A 2,487-nucleotide genomic window follows, 5' to 3' on the forward strand; every position below is an offset into this window, starting at 1 on the left:
TTTATAGAAAGAAGCTATATCCTAAAGCTATCACTATCTTTTTGGGTGTACAATATCATTTCTTATGTTATATGCAATACTTTTTGTTAGCTATAAATCATCGCTACCCAAGCAATAAGAATCATGACTCTAACTAAGAAAAAACTTATTCAAACAGATCATCCATAGTAACTTCACTATTAACAACACTACTATGTTTGTTTATTTTTACACCATATGTCGTTATCATCGTTAACTGAATGGACTCTTTTACACGGTTATTAGAAATAAATGCTGAAACTTTATTTCTCAGATTCATTTCGTATTCGTTATCTATTTCATATTCATCCGTAGAATATTTGCATTCACATAAATTAATAACTCTATCCCTTCGCTTAATAATTAAGTCTATTTGTGCGCCTTTATCTGAGCTGTCACCCTTTTTGCTCCAGGTAGATATTCCTGATAACACTCCGGATATTCCCAGTTTTTTCTTGATCTGTTCTACATGATCTTTGCATACCTGTTCAAAGGTATAACCTAACCATGCTCTTCTTGCAGTATTATCGAGAGTATGTGCCCAATAATGCTCATCATTGCCATAATTATCTCTGATGAATTTATAGTAAAAAAGAGTATAATAATCAGCTAACTGATAGATTTTTGTCTTCGCTCCATAAAAATCATTAATTCGTATAAAACCAGAATATTCAAGATCATTTAGCATTCTTGTCAAAGTACCATTGTTTGAAAGTCCGGTTTCTTTTATTATCTGTTCTCTGGACAATCCTGATTTCTTATTACTCAAAGCTTCTACTATTTTTTCATACTGATTACTATTCTTAAAAAGAGCACTGTATAAGTTTGTATACTCATCCCAAAGTTCAGCTCTTTTCCTAAAAAACAGATTATCAATGTTATTATTGTATGACAATTCAGAATCAAGCAGACTTAGATAATATGGAATTCCTCCCATAATCATATAACACTGCACTATGTCATACCTCGACCATTCTATCTCTTTAGATTTTAGGTATTCCTCTGTTTCCTTTAAAGAAAATGGCCTAATATAAATTCTGCATGTCAATCTGTTATATAATCCACCATGGTTATTATCTATATTTTCCATCATCCACGAAGTTGATGAACCACAGACTATAAAAACAAGGTTGTCTTTGGCACTGCCATAGCCATTCCAAAACCATTCAAATGCAGATAAAAAACCAGACTTTGGTGTGTCCATCCATGGCATTTCATCAAAAAATACCACATGTTTACTGTCAACATCCAAAGATTCAATATAATCTCTTAAAAGTGAAAATGCTTCCAACCAAGTCTGAGGTCTTGGATACTGCTTCTTGGTCTGACTATTCAGCTCCATGATAAAGTTCTGAAGCTGATCATCTTTTGAAGCATTACTAATTCCGGTAAGCATAAAATCAAAACGCCCATTGAAATAGTTCCTTATTAGATAAGTTTTTCCACCCCTACGCCTTCCATATACTGCTATAAGCTGTGCCTCGACTGTTTTCATGCACTTATCCAGTCTTCTTTGTTCATCGACTCGGCCTATTATTTTATTCATTCATTTAATCCTCATGTAGCGAGAAAAATTAGTAGCTAATGTGTCGATATTAGTGGAGCTCGCTGCACCAATTCGAGAGCCAATCGAAATCATCCTTGAAAAGCCTACATTATCAGCACTTCTTTTACCAGTATAATATCACTTTCAGACTAATTATACCACTTAATTTGTCTTTTTCGATTAAAAAATATAGTTTTTAGACTCAGAATCGCCTTTAGTTAGTCTAAATCAGTAAAATTTTATAGTATTTAGACTGATAATCACCTTTAATTGGTCTAATTTTCTGTGTTTATCATACCAACTTATACCCTGTAGCGACAGAGTGGAAGCTTACCTTTAATGTTTTAACAATTTGAGAATATATGTTAAATGCGCTAAAAAAGCCGCCACATATGTGACGGCCCAAATACGTTAAACTCGCAAACGCTTTGCTTTTTGCTAGTTATAAAATCGCTGCTAACGCAGCTCTGCTGGTAAGGGGCTTATAACCCCTCACCAGAAATCAAGATATTCCCACCACCTAAAGGTGGTGGGAATATCTTGACCATTTTATATATTACGATAGCTTCCAACTTATGCTGTGCAGTATATTACTTATCAGCATATATTTCTGTTATGGCATTTTTTAAGTTTTCAGAAATATCTGCTTCTTTTAGCCAGCTTAAAAATTCATCATCTGACATGTTCTGAAGCTTACCATTTACAAGATCCTTGGTCATGATCGGGATCCAGGCATATTCTAGTATGTCGAAGACTTTCTTCTTGTAGTCATTGGAGGCTCTATGAATACCTGATACTGTGACTACTGCGCCTTTTGATGTTGCGATGCTTCCGATGGTGATATTTAAGATCCTGCGGCTATTATCATAACTGACTGCTTCAGGTTTTAAAATACCATCATCTTCACTACCGGAAGTTTTAGT

At 34.2% G+C, this 2,487-nt stretch carries 2 protein-coding genes; both read right to left on the minus strand.

All coding sequences use genetic code 11. The annotated features are described in order from the left end of the window. Nucleotides 1-145: 145 nt before the first annotated feature. On the minus strand, nt 146-1,564 hold the full coding sequence (locus K6G87_RS05210) for an AAA family ATPase (RefSeq protein ID WP_296834709.1): 1,419 nt from the start codon (nt 1,562-1,564) through the stop codon (nt 146-148). Between the two features lie 590 nt (nt 1,565-2,154). Further along, a partial coding sequence (locus K6G87_RS05215) for a hypothetical protein (RefSeq protein ID WP_296834711.1) occupies nt 2,155-2,487 on the minus strand: 333 nt, incomplete at its 5' end.

It is taken from the genome of Butyrivibrio sp., assembly GCF_024699075.1.

Excerpts from the sequence above, each read along its gene's own strand:
- K6G87_RS05210 (WP_296834709.1), bottom strand. The coding sequence starts at position 1,564 with ATGAATAAAATAATAGGCCGAGTCGATGAACAAAGAAGACTGGATAAG.